Source organism: Devosia limi DSM 17137, from assembly GCF_900128975.1.
Taxonomy (GTDB): Bacteria; Pseudomonadota; Alphaproteobacteria; order Rhizobiales; family Devosiaceae; genus Devosia; species Devosia limi.
On record NZ_FQVC01000018.1, the window covers coordinates 43,972 to 65,345 of the forward strand.

General features: G+C 63.3%; 18 protein-coding genes. 10 read left to right on the forward strand and 8 right to left on the reverse strand.

Annotation, left to right across the window (positions count from 1 at the left end; translation table 11 throughout):
* Positions 1-45 precede the first annotated feature (45 nt).
* The 5 genes from hmgA to BUA69_RS19575 are packed head-to-tail and all read left to right on the forward strand — an operon-like array spanning position 46 to position 5,432.
* The gene (gene hmgA, locus BUA69_RS19555; RefSeq protein WP_201777421.1) at positions 46-1,383 is read left to right on the forward strand and encodes a homogentisate 1,2-dioxygenase; all 1,338 of its coding nucleotides are present in this window, start codon (positions 46-48) and stop codon (positions 1,381-1,383) included.
* On the forward strand, positions 1,380-2,636 hold the full coding sequence (gene fahA / locus BUA69_RS19560; RefSeq protein ID WP_046133430.1) for a fumarylacetoacetase: 1,257 nt from the start codon (positions 1,380-1,382) through the stop codon (positions 2,634-2,636). Before hmgA ends, fahA begins: the two co-directional genes overlap by 4 nt.
* Positions 2,637-2,645: 9 nt before the next feature.
* On the forward strand, positions 2,646-3,596 hold the full coding sequence (locus BUA69_RS19565) for an MBL fold metallo-hydrolase (protein WP_046133429.1): 951 nt from the start codon (positions 2,646-2,648) through the stop codon (positions 3,594-3,596).
* A 22-nt stretch (positions 3,597-3,618) separates the two neighbouring features.
* Positions 3,619-5,232, forward strand: a complete 1,614-nt coding sequence (locus BUA69_RS19570; RefSeq protein WP_046133428.1) for an FAD-dependent oxidoreductase — start codon at positions 3,619-3,621, stop codon at positions 5,230-5,232.
* Positions 5,229-5,432 carry a DUF2783 domain-containing protein gene (locus BUA69_RS19575; RefSeq protein ID WP_046133427.1) on the forward strand — a complete coding sequence of 68 codons (204 nt, stop codon included), beginning with the start codon at positions 5,229-5,231 and terminating at the stop codon, positions 5,430-5,432. The genes BUA69_RS19570 and BUA69_RS19575 overlap by 4 nt, the downstream gene beginning before the upstream one ends.
* 225 nt (positions 5,433-5,657) lie before the next feature.
* Here the strand turns inward: BUA69_RS19575 and BUA69_RS19580 are convergent, their stop codons facing one another.
* From BUA69_RS19580 to BUA69_RS19610, 7 genes are all read right to left on the reverse strand, one after another.
* Complete coding sequence (locus BUA69_RS19580; RefSeq protein WP_046133426.1) at positions 5,658-6,668, reverse strand: ABC transporter ATP-binding protein; 1,011 nt, start codon at positions 6,666-6,668, stop codon at positions 5,658-5,660.
* Positions 6,665-7,684: an ABC transporter ATP-binding protein gene (locus tag BUA69_RS19585; RefSeq protein WP_052950306.1), complete on the reverse strand. Its 1,020-nt coding sequence runs from the start codon at positions 7,682-7,684 to the stop codon at positions 6,665-6,667. The genes BUA69_RS19580 and BUA69_RS19585 overlap by 4 nt, the downstream gene beginning before the upstream one ends.
* A gap of 8 nt (positions 7,685-7,692) precedes the next feature.
* Positions 7,693-8,415, reverse strand: coding sequence for an arylmalonate decarboxylase (locus tag BUA69_RS19590; protein ID WP_052950305.1), 723 nt, complete (start codon positions 8,413-8,415; stop codon positions 7,693-7,695).
* Between the two features lie 67 nt (positions 8,416-8,482).
* Positions 8,483-9,445, reverse strand: coding sequence for an ABC transporter permease (locus tag BUA69_RS19595; protein WP_046133424.1), 963 nt, complete (start codon positions 9,443-9,445; stop codon positions 8,483-8,485).
* 6 nt (positions 9,446-9,451) lie between these two features.
* Positions 9,452-10,372, reverse strand: a complete 921-nt coding sequence (locus BUA69_RS19600) for an ABC transporter permease (protein ID WP_046133423.1) — start codon at positions 10,370-10,372, stop codon at positions 9,452-9,454.
* Positions 10,373-10,393: 21 nt separating this feature from the next.
* Positions 10,394-11,353 (reverse strand): aldo/keto reductase, encoded by a 960-nt coding sequence (locus tag BUA69_RS19605; protein ID WP_052950304.1) that lies wholly within the window; start codon positions 11,351-11,353, stop codon positions 10,394-10,396.
* A 57-nt stretch (positions 11,354-11,410) separates the two neighbouring features.
* The gene (locus BUA69_RS19610; RefSeq protein ID WP_082093654.1) at positions 11,411-13,165 is read right to left on the reverse strand and encodes an ABC transporter substrate-binding protein; all 1,755 of its coding nucleotides are present in this window, start codon (positions 13,163-13,165) and stop codon (positions 11,411-11,413) included.
* A 138-nt stretch (positions 13,166-13,303) separates the two neighbouring features.
* On the opposite strand from BUA69_RS19610, the gene BUA69_RS19615 reads away from it, so the two are divergent.
* From BUA69_RS19615 to BUA69_RS19630, 4 genes are all read left to right on the forward strand, one after another.
* Positions 13,304-14,050: an IclR family transcriptional regulator gene (locus BUA69_RS19615; RefSeq protein ID WP_046133421.1), complete on the forward strand. Its 747-nt coding sequence runs from the start codon at positions 13,304-13,306 to the stop codon at positions 14,048-14,050.
* A 365-nt stretch (positions 14,051-14,415) separates the two neighbouring features.
* Complete coding sequence (locus tag BUA69_RS19620) at positions 14,416-14,736, forward strand: ArsR/SmtB family transcription factor (protein WP_046133420.1); 321 nt, start codon at positions 14,416-14,418, stop codon at positions 14,734-14,736.
* Positions 14,733-15,179, forward strand: coding sequence for an SRPBCC family protein (locus tag BUA69_RS19625; protein WP_046133419.1), 447 nt, complete (start codon positions 14,733-14,735; stop codon positions 15,177-15,179). Before BUA69_RS19620 ends, BUA69_RS19625 begins: the two co-directional genes overlap by 4 nt.
* A gap of 36 nt (positions 15,180-15,215) precedes the next feature.
* The gene (locus BUA69_RS19630) at positions 15,216-15,572 is read left to right on the forward strand and encodes a GFA family protein (protein WP_046133418.1); all 357 of its coding nucleotides are present in this window, start codon (positions 15,216-15,218) and stop codon (positions 15,570-15,572) included.
* A 334-nt stretch (positions 15,573-15,906) separates the two neighbouring features.
* Here the strand turns inward: BUA69_RS19630 and BUA69_RS19635 are convergent, their stop codons facing one another.
* Positions 15,907-17,640, reverse strand: a complete 1,734-nt coding sequence (locus tag BUA69_RS19635) for a winged helix-turn-helix domain-containing protein (RefSeq protein WP_143154600.1) — start codon at positions 17,638-17,640, stop codon at positions 15,907-15,909.
* 189 nt (positions 17,641-17,829) lie between these two features.
* Between BUA69_RS19635 and BUA69_RS21195 the strand changes: the two genes are divergently transcribed.
* On the forward strand, positions 17,830-21,267 hold the full coding sequence (locus BUA69_RS21195) for an autotransporter domain-containing protein (RefSeq protein WP_201777420.1): 3,438 nt from the start codon (positions 17,830-17,832) through the stop codon (positions 21,265-21,267).
* The last annotated feature ends 107 nt before the right edge of the window (positions 21,268-21,374 follow it).

The window sequence follows — 21,374 nt, forward strand, 5'->3', positions numbered from 1 at the left end:
TGCGAAGTGGGAGGATATCAGATGAGCGATCAGGTGATTTCACGCATGGTGCAGGCGGCGACACCGGTTGGCACGCGTCCTGGCTATATGCCCGGCTTCGGCAATGACTTTGAGACCGAGGCGCTGCCCGGCGCCCTGCCGCAGGGCCGCAACAGCCCGCAGAAATGCAATTACGGGCTCTATGGCGAGCAGCTGTCCGGCACTGCCTTTACCGCGCCGAGCCATCAGAACGAGCGCACCTGGTGCTATCGCATCCGCCCCTCGGTGCGCCATGCCAGCCGCTTCGAAAAGATCGCCATGCCCTATTGGCAATCGGCGCCCAATATCGATCCCGATGTGATTTCGCTGGGCCAGTACCGCTGGAGCCCGGTGCCCCACAGCCAGGGGAGCCTCAACTGGATCACTGGCATGCGCACCATGACCACGGCGGGTGACGTCAATACCCAGACCGGAATGGCCAGCCATATCTATCTGGTCACCACCTCGATGGTGGACGAGTATTTCTATTCCGCCGATAGCGAGTTGCTGGTTGTCCCGCAGGAGGGCCGCCTGCGCTTTTATACCGAACTCGGCATCATTGACCTTGAGCCCAAGGAAATCGCCGTCATTCCGCGCGGGCTGGTCTATCGGGTCGAACTGATCGAGGGGCCGGCGCGCGGCTTTGTCTGCGAGAATTATGGGCAGAAATTCGAATTGCCGGGCCGGGGCCCTATCGGGGCCAATTGCCTCGCCAACCGGCGCGATTTCAAGACGCCCGTCGCCGCCTTCGAGGATCGGGACGCGCCATCAACCGTCACGGTGAAGTGGTGCGGTCAATTCCATCGCAGTCATATCGATCATTCCCCGCTCGACGTCGTCGCCTGGCACGGCAATTACGCGCCGGTCAAATATGACCTGCGCGATTACTGCCCGGTGGGCGCAGTGCTGTTCGATCATCCTGACCCCTCGATCTTCACCGTGCTGACCGCGCCGTCCGGCGTTCCGGGCACCGCCAATATCGACTTCGTGCTGTTCCGCGAGCGCTGGGGCGTGGCGGAAAATACCTTCCGGCCGCCCTGGTTCCACAAGAATGTCATGTCCGAACTGATGGGCAATATCTACGGCAAGTATGACGCCAAGCCCGAAGGCTTCGTGCCCGGCGGGATGAGCCTCCACAATATGATGCTACCGCATGGCCCCGACCGCGACGCGTTCGAGCGGGCGTCCAATGCCGAGCTGCATCCCGAAAAGCTCGATAACACCATGTCGTTCATGTTCGAGACGCGCTTCCCGCAACACCTGACCCACTTCGCCGCCAGGGAGGCGCCGTTGCAGGACGATTATGTGGACTGCTGGTCGAGCCTGGAAAAGAAGTTCGACGGCACGACGGGGATTAAACAATGACCAACTCGACCATCCTGATCCGATCGTGGATCGACAGCGCCAATGACCCCGATGGCCCGTTCCCGGTCAATAATTTGCCCTATGGCGTGTTCTCGACCGGCGGTGATGCGCCACGCTGCGGCGTGGCCATTGGCGAGTATGTCCTCGATCTGGCGGCGTTGGAGCGGGCGGGCCTGTTCCCGGCCGTGGGCTTTGACGCTCCAGCACTCAATCCGTTCATGGCGCAGGGGCCTGCCGTCTGGGCCGATATCCGCCAGCGGCTCATCGCCCTGTTGTCACAGGGTTCTGACCAGCAGGAGGCAGTGCGCCAGGCGCTATTCCTTCGCGCCGATGTCACCCTGCACCTGCCGTTCAAGGTCGCCGAATACACCGATTTCTACGCCGGGCGGAGCCACGCCACCAATATCGGCACCATGTTCCGCGGGGCCGAGAATGCGCTGCCGCCCAACTGGCTGCATATCCCCATCGGCTATAACGGCCGCGCCTCCACCGTCGTGGTCAGCGGCACGGCGATCCGCCGGCCCAATGGGCAGCTCAAGGCCCCGGATCAAGACATGCCGAGCTTTGGCCCCTGCAAGCGGCTGGATATCGAGCTGGAACTTGGCGCCGTTATCGGCGTGCCGTCCGCAATGGGCCAGCCGGTCTCGGTTGCCGAAGCCGATGCGATGATCTTTGGCTATGTGCTGCTCAATGACTGGTCGGCGCGCGATATCCAGGCCTGGGAATACCAGCCGCTCGGTCCGTTCCAGGCCAAGGCCTTCGCCACCACCATAGGCGCCTGGGTGGTGACGAGGGCGGCGCTGGAGCCATTCCGCACCAGCACCCCGCCGCGCGAAAAGCCGCTGTTGCCCTATCTGCAGGAAGCCGGCCCGCTGCTCTACGATATCGACCTCAGCGTCACCATGGCGCCGGCAGGGCAGGCGCCCACGCCGATCTGCCGCACAAATTACAGCCGCATGTATTATTCGTCCGCCCAGCAATTGGCCCACCACACCAGTTCCGGCTGCTCGATGAACATCGGCGATCTGCTTGGCTCCGGCACCATTTCGGGCCCGGAAAAGTCCGAATTCGGCTCGCTGCAGGAAATCACCTGGGCCGGCAAGGAACCGCTGACGCTGGGCGACGCCACCCGCACCTTCATCGAAGACGGCGACACGCTGACCCTGCATGGCCACGCCCAGGGGCAAGGCTATCGCATCGGCTTCGGCACCTGCGCGGGCACCGTCCTGCCCGCCGTTACATACCCAAAATAGGAGCCATCCATGGCCAAGGCATTCGCGTCGCAGGGCGACACTAGCGAGAAGAACATCTCGTTCACTGAAATCGGCGCTGGCATCTGGGCGTTCACCGCCGAGGGCGATCCCAATTCGGGGGTGATCATCGGCGATGACAGCGTGATGATCATCGAGGCGCAGGCCACGCCGCGCCTCGCCAACAAGGTGATCGAAAAGGTCCGAGAGATCACCGACAAGCCGATCAGCCATGTCGCGCTGACCCATTACCACGCGGTGCGCGTGCTCGGCGCCTCGGCCTTCGGTGCCGACCAGATCCTGATGTCCGATAGCGCCCGGGCCATGGTGGTCGAGCGCGGTCAGGAAGATTGGGACAGCGAATTCCAGCGCTTCCCGCGCCTGTTCGAGGGGCACGAAAGCATTCCGGGCCTCACCTGGCCGACCACGACTTTTTCCAGATCAATGACGGTTTATCTCGGCCAGCGCCGGGTCGAGCTGATGCATCTCGGCCGCGCTCATACGGCGGGCGATATCGTCATCCAGGTGCCGGATCAGAACGTCATGTTCACTGGCGATATCGTCGAATATCACTCGGCCTGCTATTGCGGCGATGGCCACTTCCGCGATTGGGGCCAGACGCTCGATGCCATTCGGGCTTTCGAGGTCGATGCGATTGCGCCGGGGCGCGGCGATGCCTTGATCGGCCCGGAAATGGTCAACAAGGCCATTGAAAGCACCCGCGATTTCGTCCGCTCCACCTATCAGCCGGCGGCAAAGGTTGCGGCCAAGGGCGGCTCGCTCAAGGATGCCTGGAACGAAGTCCGGGCGGTCTGCGATCCGAAATTCTCGGACTTCGCCATCTACGAGCATTGTCTGCCGTTCAACGTGGCGCGCGCCTATGACGAAGCGCGCGGCATCGATACGCCCCGCATCTGGACCGCGCAGCGCGACCTCGCCATGTGGGAAGCCCTGCAGAACTAGCACCAGCCTCGGGGAGGGGGAGATGCCAGCTTACCAATACGAGCCGTTCGCCTATATCCGGCCGCCCGAACTCGATGGCGGCCGGAGCCAGGCGCCAATCGCCATTGTCGGCGCCGGGCCGGTCGGCCTGACGCTGGCCATCGATCTGGCGCTGCGCGGGATTAAATGCGTCGTGCTCGACGACAATAATGTCGTATCGGTGGGCTCGCGCGCCATCTGCTGGGCCAAGCGCACCCTGGAAATTTTCGACCGGCTGGGCGTTGGCGAACGCATGCTGGATGCGGGGGTGACCTGGACCGTCGGGCGGCTGTTCCATGGGGCCGAGGAGGTCTATTCCTTCGATCTCCTGCCCGAGCACGGGCACAAATATCCCGCCTTCATCAACCTGCAGCAATATCTGGTCGAGCAGTACCTCGTCGAGCGCTGCCACGATTTCCCCGATCTCATCGACCTGCGGTTTCTCAACAAGGTGGTGGGACACGCGGAGACCAGTACCGGCGTCGCTGTCGATGTGGAGACGCCGGACGGTCCCTATCGGCTGCAGGCGGTTTATCTCGTCGCCTGCGATGGTGCCAATTCGCCCACAAGGCGGCGCATGGGGCTCGATTTCGTCGGACAGAGCTTTGAGGAACAATTCCTCATCGCCGATATCGAAATGACGCAGAGCCCGTTCGGCAATTCCGGCGTGGCCGAGCGCTGGTTCTGGTTCGATCCGCCCTTTCATGCGGGCAAGTCGGCGCTGCTGCATCAGCAGCCCAATGGGATATATCGCATCGACCTGCAACTGAGCGGGAATGTTGATGCCAGGCTCGAAGCGACGCCGGAGCAGGTGCTGCCGCGCATAAGGGCCATTGTGGGTGACAAGCCGTTCCGGCTCGATTGGGTCAGTGTCTATAGATTCCGCTGCGCCAAGCTGGATCGCTTCGTGCATGGCCGCGTGATCTTTTGCGGCGATAGCGCCCATGTGGTGTCGCCGTTCGGCGCGCGCGGCGGCAATGGCGGCGTGCAGGACGCCGACAATCTGGGCTGGAAACTGGCGGCCCTCATACAGGGCATAGCCGGTCCCGGCCTGCTTGAGAGCTACAACGCCGAACGCGGCCATGGCTCCGCCGAGAACATCCTCAATTCTGCCCGAGCCACCAATTTCATGACCCCAAAATCGCCGATCGAGGCGCTGTTTCGCAGCGAAACTCTCAGGCTCGCCCATAGTCAGCCCTTCGCCCAGAAGCTGATCAATTCGGGACGTCTGTCCCTGCCATGTTCGCTGGAGGGGCATAGCCTTCAAACCCCGGGCGAGGCACCGCTGCGGCCCGGTTCGGTGGTTCTGGACCTGCCCTTGGCCGATGGCTCCTGGCTGGTGGAGCATGTGCAGGGCGACTTCGTCCTGGTCGGCTTCGGCGACATTGCCCTGCCGGAAGTGGCGGACCTCCGTCGCCTCGGCATCGACCAGGCAGGCCCCTATCCCGGCTTCGCCAGCACGGGTGACTATGCCGCCACCCGCTACGGCACGGGCCTCGCCTATCTGTTCCGGCCCGATGGCCATGTCGCTGCGGTCTTCGCACAGCCAAGTGCAGATCAGGTCAGCGCTGCCATGCAACGCGCCCTCGGTGCAGTAGATTGCGCGGTGGCAGCATGAGCGAGACAAGGATCATGCGTGACAATCTGGGCGCCGGTCGGGATGATTTCTATAGTGCCCTGATGCAGGCGCATGAGGGGCTGAGCGAGGCGCAGAGCCATCAGCTCAATGTCCGGCTGGTGCTGCTGATGGCCAATGAAATTGGTGACCTCAAGCGGCTCAGGGCCGTGATCGAACTGGCGGGGCGCTGCGAACGATAGACCGCTGCCGTTTGACCGTTAGCGCGGTCCGGCCCGCTATCGGGTGCGCATAGCGCGGCATCTGGTCGGCTTCGAGCAATGCCCGTTCTGTACCACAACGCATTTGAACCCCGCCGCCGAGCCGCGTCCGGCGGCTCTGGTTCAAACTGTTACCCAGCCGGTCGCGCGCTCCGCTCCGCCCTCTCCCTCGACGCGGTGGGGACTTCCCATTCACCCGCGCACCATTCAGGCGATAACTGGCCGGACTTCGGCAAAGTGACAAGCCGCAGCGGTGCCGCCCTCGGTCACGCGCAGGACCGGCGCTTCGCTCCGGCAGCGATCGGCGGCAAAGGGGCAGCGCGTGTGAAATGTGCAGCCGCTGGGCGGGTTCATCGGGCTGGGCAATTCGCCCTTGAGCGCGACGCGCTGGCGGGCAGCGGCGCGATCCGGGTCCGGCACCGGCGCGGAAGTCATCAGCGCCTGGGTATAGGGGTGGCTGGGGCTGGCATAGAGCGTCTCGGCGTCACCGATTTCGACGATCCGCCCGAGATACATCACCGCCACGCGCTGCGAGATGTGCCGCACCACCGAAAGATCATGGGCGATGAACAGGTAGGACAAACCAAGATCGCGCTGCAGGTCCTGCAGCAGATTGATGACCTGGGCCTGCACCGAGACATCCAGCGCCGAGACCGGTTCGTCGCAGATGATCAGCTTGGGGTTGAGCGCCAGGGCGCGGGCAATGCCGATGCGCTGGCGCTGGCCACCGGAAAACTCGCGGGGATAGCGATAGACATGCTCGGGGTTGAGCCCGACCCGCGCCATCAGGTCGAGCACCGCCTTGCGGCGCCCGCCTGGTGGCTCGATCCCCTGGATGGAGAACGGCGCCTCGATGATATCGCCGACAGTCTGGCGCGGATTGAGCGATGAATACGGGTCCTGAAATACCATCTGGATGTCACGCCGGAGTGCCCGCAACGCGGCGCCGTCGAGGCTGGTGATATCATCACCCTCAAAGACAATGCTCCCGCTGCTGGCGGTAAGCAGGCGCGCAACGATGCGGCCGGTGGTGGACTTGCCGCAGCCTGACTCGCCAACGAGGCTCAGGGTTTCGCCGCGCCCGATGCTGAAGCCGACGCCATCCACGGCGCGCACCGAGCGCTCGGGACCAAACAGGCTTTTGCCGAGTGGAAAGTGCTTGCTGAGATTGTCGACGGTCAGCAGGGCCGGCGCCGCTGAAGCTGATAGTGTGGTCATGGCTTGGTCTCAGTGCTGGCGGCGTGCAGGGCGCGGGCTTCGCTGCGTGCCGCTTCGGACAGGTGGCAGCGAATGGCGTGGTTTTCGCCGACGTCATGGGCATTGGGGATGTCGCTGGCGCAACGGCCATCGGCCACCTGGGCGGCAAAGGCGCAGCGCGGCCGGAAAGCGCAGCCCCGTGGAAGCGCCGCGAGTGCGGGGGGCGAGCCGGGAATAGCGGTGAGCCGTTCGCGGTGCAGATCGAGCCGCGGCACCGATTCCAGCAGGCCCCAGGTGTAAGGGTGGGACGGGCGATAGAATACGTCGCGCACGCTGCCGGTTTCGACGGCCCGGCCCGCATACATCACCGCCACATCATCGGCCATTTCGGCCACCACGCCCAGGTCATGGGTAATCAGGATAATGGCGGAGCCAAACTCCCGCTGCAGGTCCTTGAGCAGGTCCAGGATCTGCGCCTGCACGGTGACGTCGAGCGCGGTGGTCGGCTCATCGGCAATCAGCAATTGCGGATCGCAGCTCAGCGCCATGGCGATCATGACGCGCTGGCGCATGCCGCCCGACAGCTGGTGCGGATAGCTTTCAAAGGTGCGCCTGGGATCGGCCATGCCCACCCGGTCCAGCAGGTCCAGCGCACGCTGGCTTGCCGCCTTGCTGCTGACCCGGTGATGGGCGCGATAGGCCTCGATGATCTGCTCGCCGATGCGGTGATAAGGGTGCATGGCGGTCAGCGGATCCTGGAAGATCATTGCCATACGCTCGCCCCGCAACTGGCGCAGCGTCGTCTGGCTGGCCCCGACAATCTGCTCGCCGCCAATGCTGATCTCGCCGCTGACCTGCGCGCGCGGGCCGTGCAGGCCGAGCATGGCCAGGCTCGCCGCGGTTTTGCCGGAGCCCGACTCCCCCACGATGGCCAGGGTCTTGCCGCTTTCGACCGAAAAGGTCAGCCCGTCGACAGCCCGGATCAGGCCTTCTTCGGCAGGAAAATGTACCTTCAGATCGCGAACCGAGACGAACATGACAGCTCCTATTGCTCCGCGACGGCTTCGAACAGGCGGCCTTCGCCCATCGCGCGGGGGTCCAGTCCGGCCTTACGCACGGTCGCCCACAGTCCGGCCAGTGGCGAGGTGATGACTGGCTTGCCGGTCTCGGCCTCAAGAATGCGGACGGCGGCACGGGTGGGCAGGCCACCGCAGGAGATCAGCAGCGCCTCGGCGTCCGGCGCTGCCGCAAGGGCGCGGCGGCCAAGCGCGATCACGGCCTCTTCGGTCACCTGATGCACCGCCTCGATCGAGGCGATGCCCAGATGCTCGAGCGAAGCCAGTTCGATCCCGGCCGTTTCGAGGAATAGCCGCAAGGCGACGTTGACGTCGTCGCGATAGGCGGTCGCCACGGCCAGCCGCTTGACCCCGAGTTGGGCAATGGCCTCCAGCATGGCGCTGCTCATGGTGAGCGAGGGCAGGCTGGAGCGCGCAGCGATTTCGGTCTCGAGCGCCAGATTGAAGGCCGGGCCGCGATAAAAGCTCAGCGAGGTGCCCATCAGCGCAATAACGCTGGCGCCACGCTCGGCCAGCCGTGCCGCAGCAGCGCCGACGGAATTGACCACGGAATCGTAGCCCTGGTTGGACATCTCGGCGAGCCCGAGCCCCTCGGCGATGAAGTCGTGCTGCGGATAGATCTGGGCGGCGTCGGGCGGTACCGCACCGGCGGCCGGCGGGACAATCAGACCCAGTGATGCGCGTTTCAGCATGTCGGCCCCCGGGAGCCGAAACGGGGAAAGGCGTTGGACATGGAAAACTCCGTAGGAAAAAACATGGTCAGCCCAAGCGCACGCGTGGATCGCGCAGGGCCTGCAAGACATCGACAAGAAGGTTGGCGAGCACGACAAACAGCGCCGCGATCAGCACCGTGCCCATGATCACCGGCAGGTCGCCGGTTTCGACCGCCTGCACGGCGAGCGAGCCGACGCCATTGAGGCCCCAGATGCGCTCGGTGATGATGGTGCCACCCAGAAGGCCGCCGAGATCGAGCCCGACAAGGGTCATCACCGGGGTCATGGCCGGGGGCAAAGCGTGCTTGTACATCACCCGGCGTTCACCCAGCCCTTTGGCGCGGGCGGTGCGGACATAGTCCTGGTTGAGCGTTTCGAGCATCGAGCCGCGGGCGATGCGGGTATAGGTGCCGGTGCCGACCACGGCGAGCGTCGCCCAGGGCAGCAGCATGTGGCGCAGCCACTCGCCGGGGTCGCGGGTAATCGGTACGAAGCCGCCCGAGGGAAACACCGGGAAACCGGCATTGGTCAGCAGGAAGAAGAATACGTAGAACAGCAGCGTGCCGACCACGAAGGTGGGGAAGGACATGCCGGCCAGCGCCATCATGGTGATCAGCCGGTCAGACGCCTGGCCGGACCGGCGGGCCGAGAAAATGCCGGCCGGAATGGCGACCAGCAGCCAGATGCCCACCGAACCCAGGGCCAGCGAGATGGTTGCCGGCATGCGCCGCAGGATGGTGGTGAGCACTTCCTCCTGATTGACGAAGGACATGCCGAAGTCGAAATGCAATAGCGCCCACATGTAGCGCAGATATTGGATATGCACGGGCTGATCGAGGCCGAGCCGGGCACGCACCATGGCGATCTGGTCGGCAGTGGCGAACTCGCCGGCAAACATCAACGCCGGATCGCCCGGTGTGGCCATATAGAACAGCACGAACACGGCCAGGGTGATCAGCCAGAGCGTCAGCAAGCCGAACAGGGTGCGGCGCAGAATGAATCTCAGCATGGCGATCTACTTCGTCCGGCGTTCTGAGGAGGGGTCGAGCGCATCACGCAGCCCGTCGCCGAGCACGTTGAAGGCCAGCGTCGCGGCGAGCAGGAACAGCGCGGGAAACAGGATCGTCCACCAGGCGACGGCATAATTGGTCTGGTTCTCGGCAATGATGCCGCCCCAGGTCGCCGTGGGCGGTGGCACACCCAGGCCCAGAAAGCTCAGCGAGGCTTCCAGCACGATCACCTGCGGGATCAGGAGGCTCCCATAGACAATGACCTGGCCGGCAATATTGGGCAGGATTTCGCGCACCATGATGCGCAGGTCGCTGGCCCCCAGCATGCGGGCCGCGTCGACGAACTCGCCCTCCTTGGTGGCCACCACCAGATTGCGCACCACGCGGGCGACCGGCCCCCAGGTGAAGAAGATGATGGTGCCCATCATGATGGGAAAGCTGGCGCCATAGACCGAGACCAGCGCCACGGCGGTAATCAGCAGCGGCAGGCCCAGCACCACGTCGACAAAGCCCGACAGCATGGTGTCGATCAGCCCACCACGAAACCCCGCCAGCATGCCGACGGCGATGCCGATGGCGATGGCGGTAAGCGCGCAGGTGACGGCCACGAGAATGGTGATCTGGGTGCCGACGACGAGGCGGGCCAGCAGGTCGCGGCCGACCACATCGGTGCCCAGCAGGAAATTGGGGCCCGGCGGCAAGGGCACGCCGCCGGGGGTTAGTCCGATATCACGGAACTGCTCATTGGGCCCGTGACCCAGCACCATGACGATGAGAGGCGCAAAGATCGCCGTCAGCACCAGCAGGATGATGACCGTGAGGGCCGCCATCGCGGCTTTGTCACGCAGCAATTGGCTGATAACGCGTTGCCGCGTGTTCAGTGCCGGGGGCGCGGGATGGACGGTGCTGGCAGGGATATCGGACATCGTTTCGCTCCGGCAGGCCGATCAGCTCGTGGTGAGCGGGGTGGCGTGGTTGGGCGGCAGGTCGAAGGCGTGGCCCTCGACGCCGAAATCGGCCAGCGCGGCACGGATGGCCTCGCCGTGCTTTTCGGCAATGGCGACGGCGCCGACATTGTCTTCCAGCTGGCTGATGCGGCTGGCGCCGAAGAGCAGCGATGCGGTCTGCGGATTGGCAATGCAGAAGGCGATGGCGAGCTGGGCCATCGAGCAGTCGAACTGTTTGGCGACTTCGGCCAGGCGCGGCACCAGATCGATGATCTCTTCGCGCACATTGCCGGGATCGCGGCCGAGCACGCGTTCGCGCACCATGTTGCCGGCCAGAATGCCGCCTTCAAGGCTGTCCGAAGCGTGGATCGAAATGCCGGTCTCGGCGCGCAGCGCGGTATAGTCGTCGGCTTCGACGATATGGCGGCGGGCGATATTGTACTTGAGCTGCACGATCTGCGGCGTCGGCAGGCCCTCGGCCTTGCAGGTGTCGTAGGCGATGCGCAGGTCTTTGGCCGACCAGTTCAGGCCGCCCCAGGCGCGGGCCTTGCCCGAGGTGACGAAGCCGGCATTGATGCGCGCGGTTTCGGCCGGGTCATCGCGGCCCGGGCGCATGCCGTAGCACATGATGACGTCGAGATAATCGGTATCGAGGCGGAACAGCAATTCGTCGAGCTGGTGGCCCAGTGTCGGATTGTCGCCGTCATACCACCAGACCTTGTCCATGATCATGATGTCGGCGCGCTTGAGCCCGGCATCGCGCAGGGCGCGCGACAGCACCACTTCGGTATGCGGGGCGGTGCGGTAATGAGCGACGTCGAACAGGTTGATGCCGAGATCGGCAGCGCGGCGCACGAGGTTGACGACGTCCCGATATTCCATGCGCGAATAGGTCTGGTACGAACCCAGCGAGACGACCGAGGTCTTGAGGTCCGAGGTTCCGATCTGGCGGTATTGCACGTTAGTCTCCGAAATTGAGGATGGGGTGCGCGGGCGACGGAGCCGCCCGCGCCGGAATTACTCGGCGATCCAGACCAGGGTCGGATCGACATTGTTGAACAGCAGGTTCACCGTGGTGCCGCGCAGGCGCTCGGACGCGTAGAGCGAGATCTTGCCGGTGATCAGCGGCACGATGGGCGCATCGCTCATGATCGCCTTGTCGGCAGCCGCCCAGGCCGCGGCCGCAGTGGCTTCGTCGGTGGCGGTCAGGGCCGTGTCGATCAGCGCGTTGACGTCCTCATTGTTGTAGCAGGTCCAGTTGCTGGTACTGGTCTCGCAAGCCTCGCCGTCGAACATCGGCACGATCATGGTGCGGGCGGAGTCGCCAACCCAGTCGGCGCGGATCGAGGTCATGCCCATGTCCCAGGCGCCGCCATTGGTGGCCTGACGGTTCTGGTACATCTGCGACATCACGGTGCGCGACGGCGCCGGCTGCATGATCAGCTTGATGCCGGCCTTGGCCAGATCAGCTTCCAGAGCTGCCGAATAGAGGTCGTAGCGGCCGCCCGAGGCGTAGCTGAACTTGAGCTCGATGCCATTGGGGAAGCCGGCCTCGGCCAGCAGCGCCTTGGCTTTTTCCGGGTCACCCTGGTGGTCGGGGGTCGGATAGAGGTTATAGGGCTCATAGCCGATGACGTTTTCGGTCAGGATCTGGTCGACGGCTTTCTTGACGTTCGGCCCGCCGCCAACCTGCACGATTGCAGCCTTGTTGACGGCATAATTGATCGCCTGCCGCACGCGGATATCGGCCAGTGCGGCATTGTTGTTGGGCGAGGCGCTATTGAGCACGAGGATCGGATTGACCGCACCATCGGCGAACTGCAGCAACTGCGGATCGTCGGGATTTTCCATGACGCGGGTCAGATCGGCCGTGGCAATGGACAGATCGAAATAGCCGTCTATATCGCCCGCCTCGATCATGCGCTGGGTCTTGCCGGCGTCGGGTGTGCCGAAGGCAACTTCGATACGGTCGACATAGGCCTTGCGCAGCGGATCGGCCGCAGCATTCCAGGTGGGGCTGCGGACCAGGTTAAGCTGCTCGTTGAGGATATAGTCCTCGATCACATAGGGGCCCGAGCCCACATAATTGCGGCGCAAATCGGGGGAGTTCGGCAGGTAGTCGAGCATTTCAACCGCGATCGGGGCCGATGAGATCAGCGCCAGGATCGAGGTGAAGTCGGCGGTCGGCCGTTCCAGCGTGATCTTGAGCGTGCGCTCGTCCTCGGCGGTCAGGCCGGCGACCTGGGTGTCCTCGACATAAGTGCGGATCGATTCAACATCGGCAGGGACCTGGGCGAAGCCATCGCAGAACTCGGCAAAGCCCTTGATGATGCCAATGTAATAGGTCGGCGTACCGGTGGGTTGAACGGGATTGCACAGGCGCTTGAACCCACGGATGGCGTCTTCAGCGGTAATCTGGCGTGGCGCGTCGGTATTCCACATCGCGCCTTCGCGGATCTTGAACCGATAGACCAGGCCACCTTCCTCCGGGGTGGGCACGGCTTCGGCCAGGTCGGGTACCGGCTGGGCGGCGACCTTGGGGTCGGCATCGGTCGGGAATGCGACCAGGGTGCGGGTCAGGGCACGGTGCAGGAACACCGACGCCGACCGCGCCGAAACCGGATCGAACCCGGCAACGTCACCGGCGCCGACAAGCTTGAACGTGCCGCCCGCCTTGGGCTCCTCTGCCAGCGCCGATTGCGCCATCAGTGTGAGTGCAACGAGCCCGGCGCCAGCCATAAGCCGTCCCGTCGACAGGATACTCGATTTCATTTCCCTCTCCTTTGAAATCGCCCCTAATGCGGTCACAGCAAGTGAGGCGGTTGTTGCTTGCAGTTCGTTCCGTATATTGGTACGATGTTCCAAATTACGGAACGAATTTATGTCGGCCTATGGGGGATTTGTCAAGACATGAACAGCGTGCGGAAAGCTTTGGTGGTTCTGGAAACGGTTGCCGATCTGCAGCCGGTGGGCGTCAGCGAGTTGGCGGCGCACCTCAAGCAACCCAAGACCTCGGTGCAGCGGGCGCTGGAAACCCTGCATGAGGCATCCTGGATCCGGCCGGCGGTCGGCGAGCGGACGCGGTGGGAATTGACGTTCCGGGCCAGTCGTTTAGCGCGCAAGGCCGGCAATCATTTCGGGCTGCGCGAAGCCGCTCTGCCGATCATGGAACAGCTGCGTCGCGAGACCAATGAGACTATCCACCTCGCCGTGCTGGACGACTTTGAAATCGTGCTGATCGAGCGTCTGGAAAGCCCCCATGCCGTGCGTCATGTCGAGCCGCTGGGCGGCCGCGCACCGGTGCTCTCCACTGCGACCGGCAAGGCCATGTTGTCCTGCATGGACGGCGATGAGGTGGCGCGGGTCTATAACGAAGCGGTAAAGGCCGAGAGCCAGTCCGTAGCCGTGGCCCCGCCGCCATCACTGGACGCGTTGATGGCTGAACTTGCCGAGATCGCGGCGCGCGGCTATGCCACCACCACGTCCTGGCGCCAGGACGTGTTTGCTACCGGCGCAGTAATCGTTGCCGCCGACCGCCGGCCGATCGCAGCGCTCAGCGTCTCGACGCCAGCCGGCCGCGCCACGCCGGAAAATCGGGCCCTCCACGCCCAACTCCTCCCAATCGCCGCGCAGCAAATATCGGAACATCTGTTCTAGCCCCGGAAGGTCGCTCGGAGCGATCACGCAAGCGGTCATCCGGCCGCATGAAGCCTCATTGGACAGTTGAGATGTCCGCGTTCCAGTCTGCAGCGGACCGTTCAGCACGTTGCGTTCTGGCCAATCCTCGACGTCTTCCAGCCCCGCTGGCTGCGCCCGCTCGAGGTCAGCGAGGCGCAGGAAGCCGACATTACAACACCAGCACATTAGCTCCGCTTGGCGCAGCGTCATGCTGTATCGCCCTAAGGCGAAGCGATTGCTGAGCGTGTTCAGTGCAATCACCTTTTGGCAGGCGTTTACCTGCATGTATTGACAGGCAGGTAAAGGCCTGCATATTTTATATGCCGTCGCACAAGGAGATTCGGATGGATGACGACAGGGTGTTCAGGGCGCTGGCCGATCCAAACCGCAGGCGGTTGCTCGACCGGCTTTGCGACAGAAACGGCCAGACACTCGGGCAGCTCTGCGAGTCCATGGATATGACGCGCCAATCCGTGACCCAGCATCTCGGCCTCCTTGAGCAGGCCAATCTCATCAGCACCGTCCGTCGTGGGCGCGAGAAACTGCATTTCATCAACCCGGTCCCGCTTTACGAGGTTTACGCGCGTTGGATCCGGAAATTCGAGGAAGGTCGACTGGGCCTTCTCCACGACATCAAACAGGAACTTGAAAGGAACGGAAATTGACCGACAAATCCGCCAGTTTCATCTACGTCACCTTTATCCGCACAACGCCCGAAAAGGTGTTCGACGCGATCACACGGCCAGAGGTTTCCCGCCGCTACTGGGACCACGAGAACGTCTCGGACGATTGGCGGCCCGGTTCCGATTGGCAGCACATCAAGGTCAAGGAAGCCCGCACCGTCGAATTGGTCGGCAAGGTCATCGAAAGCGACCCACCCAGGCGGCTCGTCATCAGTTGGGCGAACGAAAGCCAGAAGGACGATCCTGACCAGTACAGCCGGGTCACCTACGATATCGAACCGAAAGGCGACATGGTCAAGCTGACCGTCTCGCATGAGGAATTGCAGCCCGGCAGCGGCATGTTGAAAGGGATCAGCGAGGGCTGGCCGATTGTCCTGTCAAGCATGAAGTCCTTCCTCGAAACCGGTCAGGGCCTGAACATCTGACAGCGTCTCGACACGGCAAATCAAAGGGAAAAGAATATGAGCGAACAAACCTATTACGGAAGCTGCCACTGCGGTGCGGTGGAATTCGAGGCGACATTGGCACTGGATCAGGTTGTGACCTGCAACTGCTCCATCTGCCGCCGCCAGGGCACGATACTCGGATTTACCTCGACGAAAAAATTCACCCTGCTGAAGGGCGCGGAGAACCTGAGCGATTACCAGTTCGGCTCACACAACATCCATCATGAATTCTGCAAAACCTGCGGTGTGAAATCATTTAGCAAAGGTGTGGGGCCGGACGGTGTTGAAATGCGTGCCATCAACGTACGCTGCCTCGAAGATGTGGATATCGACAGTCTGTCCCCGCAGAAATTCGATGGCGCAAGCTTGTAGCCTCGACGCGTTCCAGACCAGAGGAAGTCAACCAAGACGTGCAATGGTTTCGCACGAGGCGTCGTGGCAAGAACAAGACTTATGAAGAAAGTCCGTTGGGGTATTCTGTCGATTGCCAATATCGGCATGGAAAAGGTGACGCCGTCGATCATGGCGTCGCCGCATTCGGACGTGGTTGCCATCGTCTCGCGCGATCTCGGCAAGGGCTGCGGCTTCCCTGCTGGGCATTCCAAGGCGAAGCTGAACATCCTGATTCAGGCCGCGAAACATTACGGGTGTCACCAGGCGGGCGCTTGCTGGTTGCGTGCGACAGAACTTGCCGCTGCCCCCGAGATCACGGGGCAGCGACGATACCGGTGCCGGCCGGCACAATGGGCGGAATCGCCGCCGGGCCATGCAGGCGCATCGCATGGTCGACCAGCCCGCGCATGACATTGGCGCGCGCGCCTTGGGCGATGAAGTGACGCGCCGAGGCGAAATAGACGTATTCCAGCGCATTGCGGACGCCGACAGGACCGACCGCGGTTAGCGTCTTGACGACGGCCTCCGGCAGCGGTTGATCGGCAGCCGTCATGGCCATGCCCATCATCACGACCAACTCGGGCGGGCCATAGCGCATGTCGCCGGTGAAGGTGCTGGCAGCATCGAGCGCGTTGCGATCACCCTTGGCCAGCAGCGCGATACATTTCAGCACCCGCATATGCTGCAGGAATTCGGAATCCGGATCGGCCATCTCGATGCCACGGTCGAAGAGGATGACGGCTTCATTGAAGTTGCCGCGCGCCTGTCGCAACTGCCCCATCACCGGCAGCGCGGCGGCGAAGTCGGCCGTGCGTGCGAAGGCGCGTTCGGCGAGATCGTCGGCGAGGTCGAGATGACCGCGATCGACGAAGTACAACAGTTTGGCCGCGGCAAGCATCAGCAGCGGATTGCTTTGGACCGCCGGCAGACAATCCAGCACTGTGGCTTCGATCTCGTCTTCGATTTCATCGCGTTCCTCGCTGCCCAGTCCAGTGAAGGGATTGGCGAGCACAAGGCGCGCGAACAGATGCAGGCACCATTGCAGTGCGATGTCGGGATCGGACGGATTATCCGCACGCGCTGCGCTCAGTTCCTGGCCCTTCTCGAGCCAGGCCGGATTGGACGACGACAGCAAAGTCGACGCCTTGCGCAGACGGATGTCGAGGGGCTGGTCGGAGGGCGTGCCGAGGCCGGCTGAGGCATCGCTGAGAGCGTCGTGCAATTCTTTGATCGTCCCGCGCGAAACCCGCGTCGCTTCGGACACAAACGATGCGCTGTCGGCGAGATTGAGGCGGAACGCCCTGACGATGTGTTTGGACGGCATCTCGCGCAATGTCGCCGCGCAGGCAGGCCGATCGTTGATGGTCTGAAAGCTCACCTGCAGCACATAGCGCAGGCCGATTGAGGCAGCGGAGCGCCAGTCGTCGGCAATGACGATCTTCTGTGCGGGTGACATGCCGGCGGCGATTCCGTCGCGCAAGTGCGTCAGCAGCGACAAAGCCCGCGCGTCGATGCGGTCGCGTTGCCCGACGGAGGCCGGGACGATGGCGAGCCAGGCATCGACCGGCCCAGACTGCGGTGACGCCCCGATCGGCACCGCCGACGGTTCGGCGATCCAGACATAACCTTCGCCATATTGCGTGGCGATGTATCGGGGCGATTTGGCGCTGTCGCCGAGTTTGGCACGCAGACGGTTGACCAGGAAATCGATATTGCGGTCGGCGGTGTCGGCGTCCAGTGACGCGATCTTCTCGATCAGATCGCTGCGCGACATCAACCGATGCGGGTTGCGTGACAAGGCGAGCAACAGTGCCCGTTCATTGCGGGTGAACTGGATGGTAGTGTCGCCGCGTCGCGCGAATAGGCAGGTCTCGTCCAGGATCAAATCTGCGAAGAAAACACTCTCCGTTTTGCCCATTCCAAACTCCACGCGCGCTCTCTGACCCGACACCGCCGCCCGGAGAGTTCTGTCATGGCGGTGCAACTCTGTCGCCTGTTTTAGCGCGGGCATCGCGGAATCGAAGCGAGCGTTTCGCCCGCCATGCACGGAAACCGCATAGTAGAATTATCGCCCTCTCCGCCGCTTGCACGCAGAGCTGGGAATGTGGCGCAAATGTTCCCAATTGTTTGGCAATTATTAGAAAGCGTGTTTTTTCAGTCACTTGCAGGCATCGCTATGACGTTCGTGTCCGGTATTTGGTTGTGAACTTGCCCCGGACCGCTGTTGAACTGCCCCATGAGACGCGCCAGCGGCGTGCAATTGATGGGGGCGTGCGTGCAGTTTGGTCAGGGACAGTGGATGCAGGGCGCCGCCGGTGCGGCTCTGGCGATTGGGATATCGGTCGCGACTGCAACACCGGCGCAGGCTGCCTGTACGCCCGGCGCCGTCGATGCCGCGACACCTGCGCCAGGCACCACGGTGACCTGCTCGGGAACCACCCTCGATCAGAACCTCGACGCGGGCTATGGCACCGCCAACCAGACCGGCATTACGATCAATGTCGGCAATGGCGCGACGGTGGAATCCCATGCCAGGATCGGCATCTGGGTCGGCGATGGCGTGATCAACAACGGCGTCGGCGCCACGATCCTGGGCTGGACCAATGGCATCATTGCCGCGACCGGCTCTCTCGCCGTGACCAATGACGGTTCGATCACCGCCACGAACGCGAACGCCATCAACGCGGCCACCGGCTTGACCCTGACCAATCACGCGACAGGCGTCATTTCCGGAGGGGTATCGGGAATCGTGTCAGGCGGCGTCGTTAATGTCGATAATGCTGGAACCATCACCGGCACGGCCGGCTCCGGCATCAGTTCAGCATCCGCCGTGACGCTCACCAATCAAACCGGCGGCAATGTCAGCGGGGTAGTCGCCGGCATCAGTTCATCCGCCAACGTGACCTTGACCAACCAAGCCGGCGGCGGTGTCAGCGGGACAGGCGACGGCATCAAGTCGCTCAACGGTGCTGTCACGGTCGACAACGCAGGCACCATCACCGGCACCAATGAGGCAGCAATCGACGGCCTCCTCGACATCTCGGTCACCAACCGCGCTGGCGGCGTCATATCCGGTGGGATGCGTGGCATATTCTCACGCGGTGGCAATATCATTCTCGACAATTCAGGCAGCATCACGAGCTCAAACCAGGTCGCAACCGTGAGCACCCAGACCGGCAACGTGACGCTGATCAACCGGGCAGGAGGAAGCATCAACGGCAACGTCATAACCGGCCAAGGTTTTATCGACGTGCACAATTCCGGAGATATCGGCGGCATCACTGGCAGCACGGGTATTAAAGTGGTCAATGCAGAGACCGGCACGATCACCTCAATAGTCAGCGCTGGGGACAGCGAGATCGACAATTTCGGCACCGTGACGACCTTTGTCGGGATCGTCGGGACGGGCAATCTGGTCAATCACACCGGTGCCCGCATACTCGGTAGCGTCAACGGGCTGAGCGGTTCCAATGTGGTCAATCACGCTGGCGGATATATCGGGGGCGCCGGTGTCATAAACGGGTCCATCGAAAATTCCGGAACGATCAACGGTGGCGTCGGGCTCCACGACAACGCGCGGCTCGTGAACAATGCGGGAGCAAGCATCACCAGTGCGACGGATGCTGTTAGCGGGGCCTCCGGAGCTGGTTCGTCGATCTCCAACGCCGGCACCATCAGCGCCACCAACTATGGGATAGTGTTCTCGAACAGCGGCAACACAATCACCAATCTGGCCGGCGGCACGATGAGCGGCGGCGCGATTGGCGTACTTTCCACCTCAGACGTGTCCATCACCAATTCCGGAACGATTTCAGGGACAGCGGCACCGGGCATCGGCCTCCTTGTCGGCGGCGCGTTGCAACTGGTCAACAATGCTGGAGCAAGCATCAACGGCGCGGTCGGTGGGATCGTGACAGGGTTCGCCGGCGGCAGCGCATCGATCGTCAACGCCGGCAGCATCAGCGGCGGTACAGCTGCGATCAGTTTCGGTGCCGCCGGCAATACTCTGACGCTGTTACCGGGTTCCGTCATCTCCGGCGATGTGATCGGCTTTGGCAGCGACACCTTGCAGCTTGCCGGCACGGGCAGGGGTTCAGTCGATATCTCGCAATTTTCCGGCTTCACCACGTTCACCAAATTCGACCCGTCGATCTGGACGCTGACCGGCACCGCGACCTATGCGTCCCCCGTCGACATCAATGGCGGCACGCTCGCGGTGAACGGCAATCTCGCCTCCGCTGGCCTGCTCACCGTCAATCCCGGCGGCACCCTCGGCGGCTCTGGTATTGTCGGCGCCACCACCATCAATGGCGGCACGCTGGCGCCCGGCAATTCGATAGGCACGCTGACCATGGCCAGCCTGACCATGACGCCGGGCTCGACCTATCTGGTGCAGGTCGACGGTGCCGCGTCGGACAGGATGATCGTCACCGGGGCAGCCACAATCGCCGGCACGGTCAGCGTCGATCCGCTGGCACGTGTGACATCGACCACGACCTATACGATCATCGATGCGGGCACGCTGACCGGCACATTCGACAGCGCTACCCTCATCAACAATTTTGGCCGCAATGCCAGGCTGAGCTATGCCGGCGACACCGTGCTGCTGACCCTTGATCCCGGCCTGCTGGTGCCGGGGCTGGTGGGCAACGCCACGTTCAACCAGAAGAGCGTTGCGGCAGGAATTGACAGCGCGATTGTCGGTGGCGCCGTTCTGCCGGGCAGCTTCGACGCGCTGTTCGCCCTGTCGGGCGATCCCCTGCTGGATGCGCTGTCGCAGTTCTCGGGCGAGATCCACGCTTCGGCCAAGTCGGCATTGATCGAGGAAAGCCGTTTCGTCCGTGATGCCATCAACGGGCGGCTGCGCGCCGCCTTCGACGGCGCCGGTGCGTCACTGGCGCCGGTGCTTGCATATGGGCCGGGTGCAACGCCCGTTCTGGTCGCCCCCGATCATGGCGAACCATCATTCTGGTCGCATGGCTTCGGCGCCTGGAGCCAGATCGACAGCGACGGTAATGCCGCCAGGCTCGACCATTCCACCGGCGGTCTGCTGATCGGTGCCGACAGCCTGGTTGGCGACTGGCGCATCGGCCTGCTCGCCGGCTACAGCCGCACCGGCCTTAGGGTCGCGGACCGCGCCTCCTCGGGTTCAAGCAACAATTATCATGTCGGTCTCTATGGTGGCACCGAATGGGGCAATATCGCCTTCAGGAGCGGGCTTGCCTATACATGGCACGATCTCTCCACCAATCGGTCCGTCACTATTCCTGGCCTGGCCGAAAGCCTGAGTGCCGGCTATGGCGCCGGGACCCTGCAAGCGTTCGGGGAACTCGGCTATGGCTTCGACATGGGCAGCACCCGCTTCGAGCCCTTCGCCAATCTCGCTTACGTCAATCTGCACAATGGCAACTTTGCCGAACAGGGCGGGGCGGTGGCGGTCTCCGGCGCGAGTTCAACCACCGGTGTCACCTTCATCACGCTCGGCCTGCGTGCTGAACACGCTCTGGCGCTCGGCACGGTCGATGCCACCTTGCGCGGCATGGTCGGCTGGCGGCATGCCTTCGGCGACACTACGCCGATGAACAGCCATGCCTTCTCGGCCGGCGACGCCTTCGCCATTGCCGGCACGCCGATGGCCCGCGACAGCGCGATGTCGAGGCCGGCCTCGACATGACGCTGACGCCCGATACCACCTTGGGCTTCTCCTATACCGGACAGTTCTCCGGCTCAGCCGGGGATCACGGCTTCAAGGCAAACTTCAAGGTGAGGTTCTGACATGCA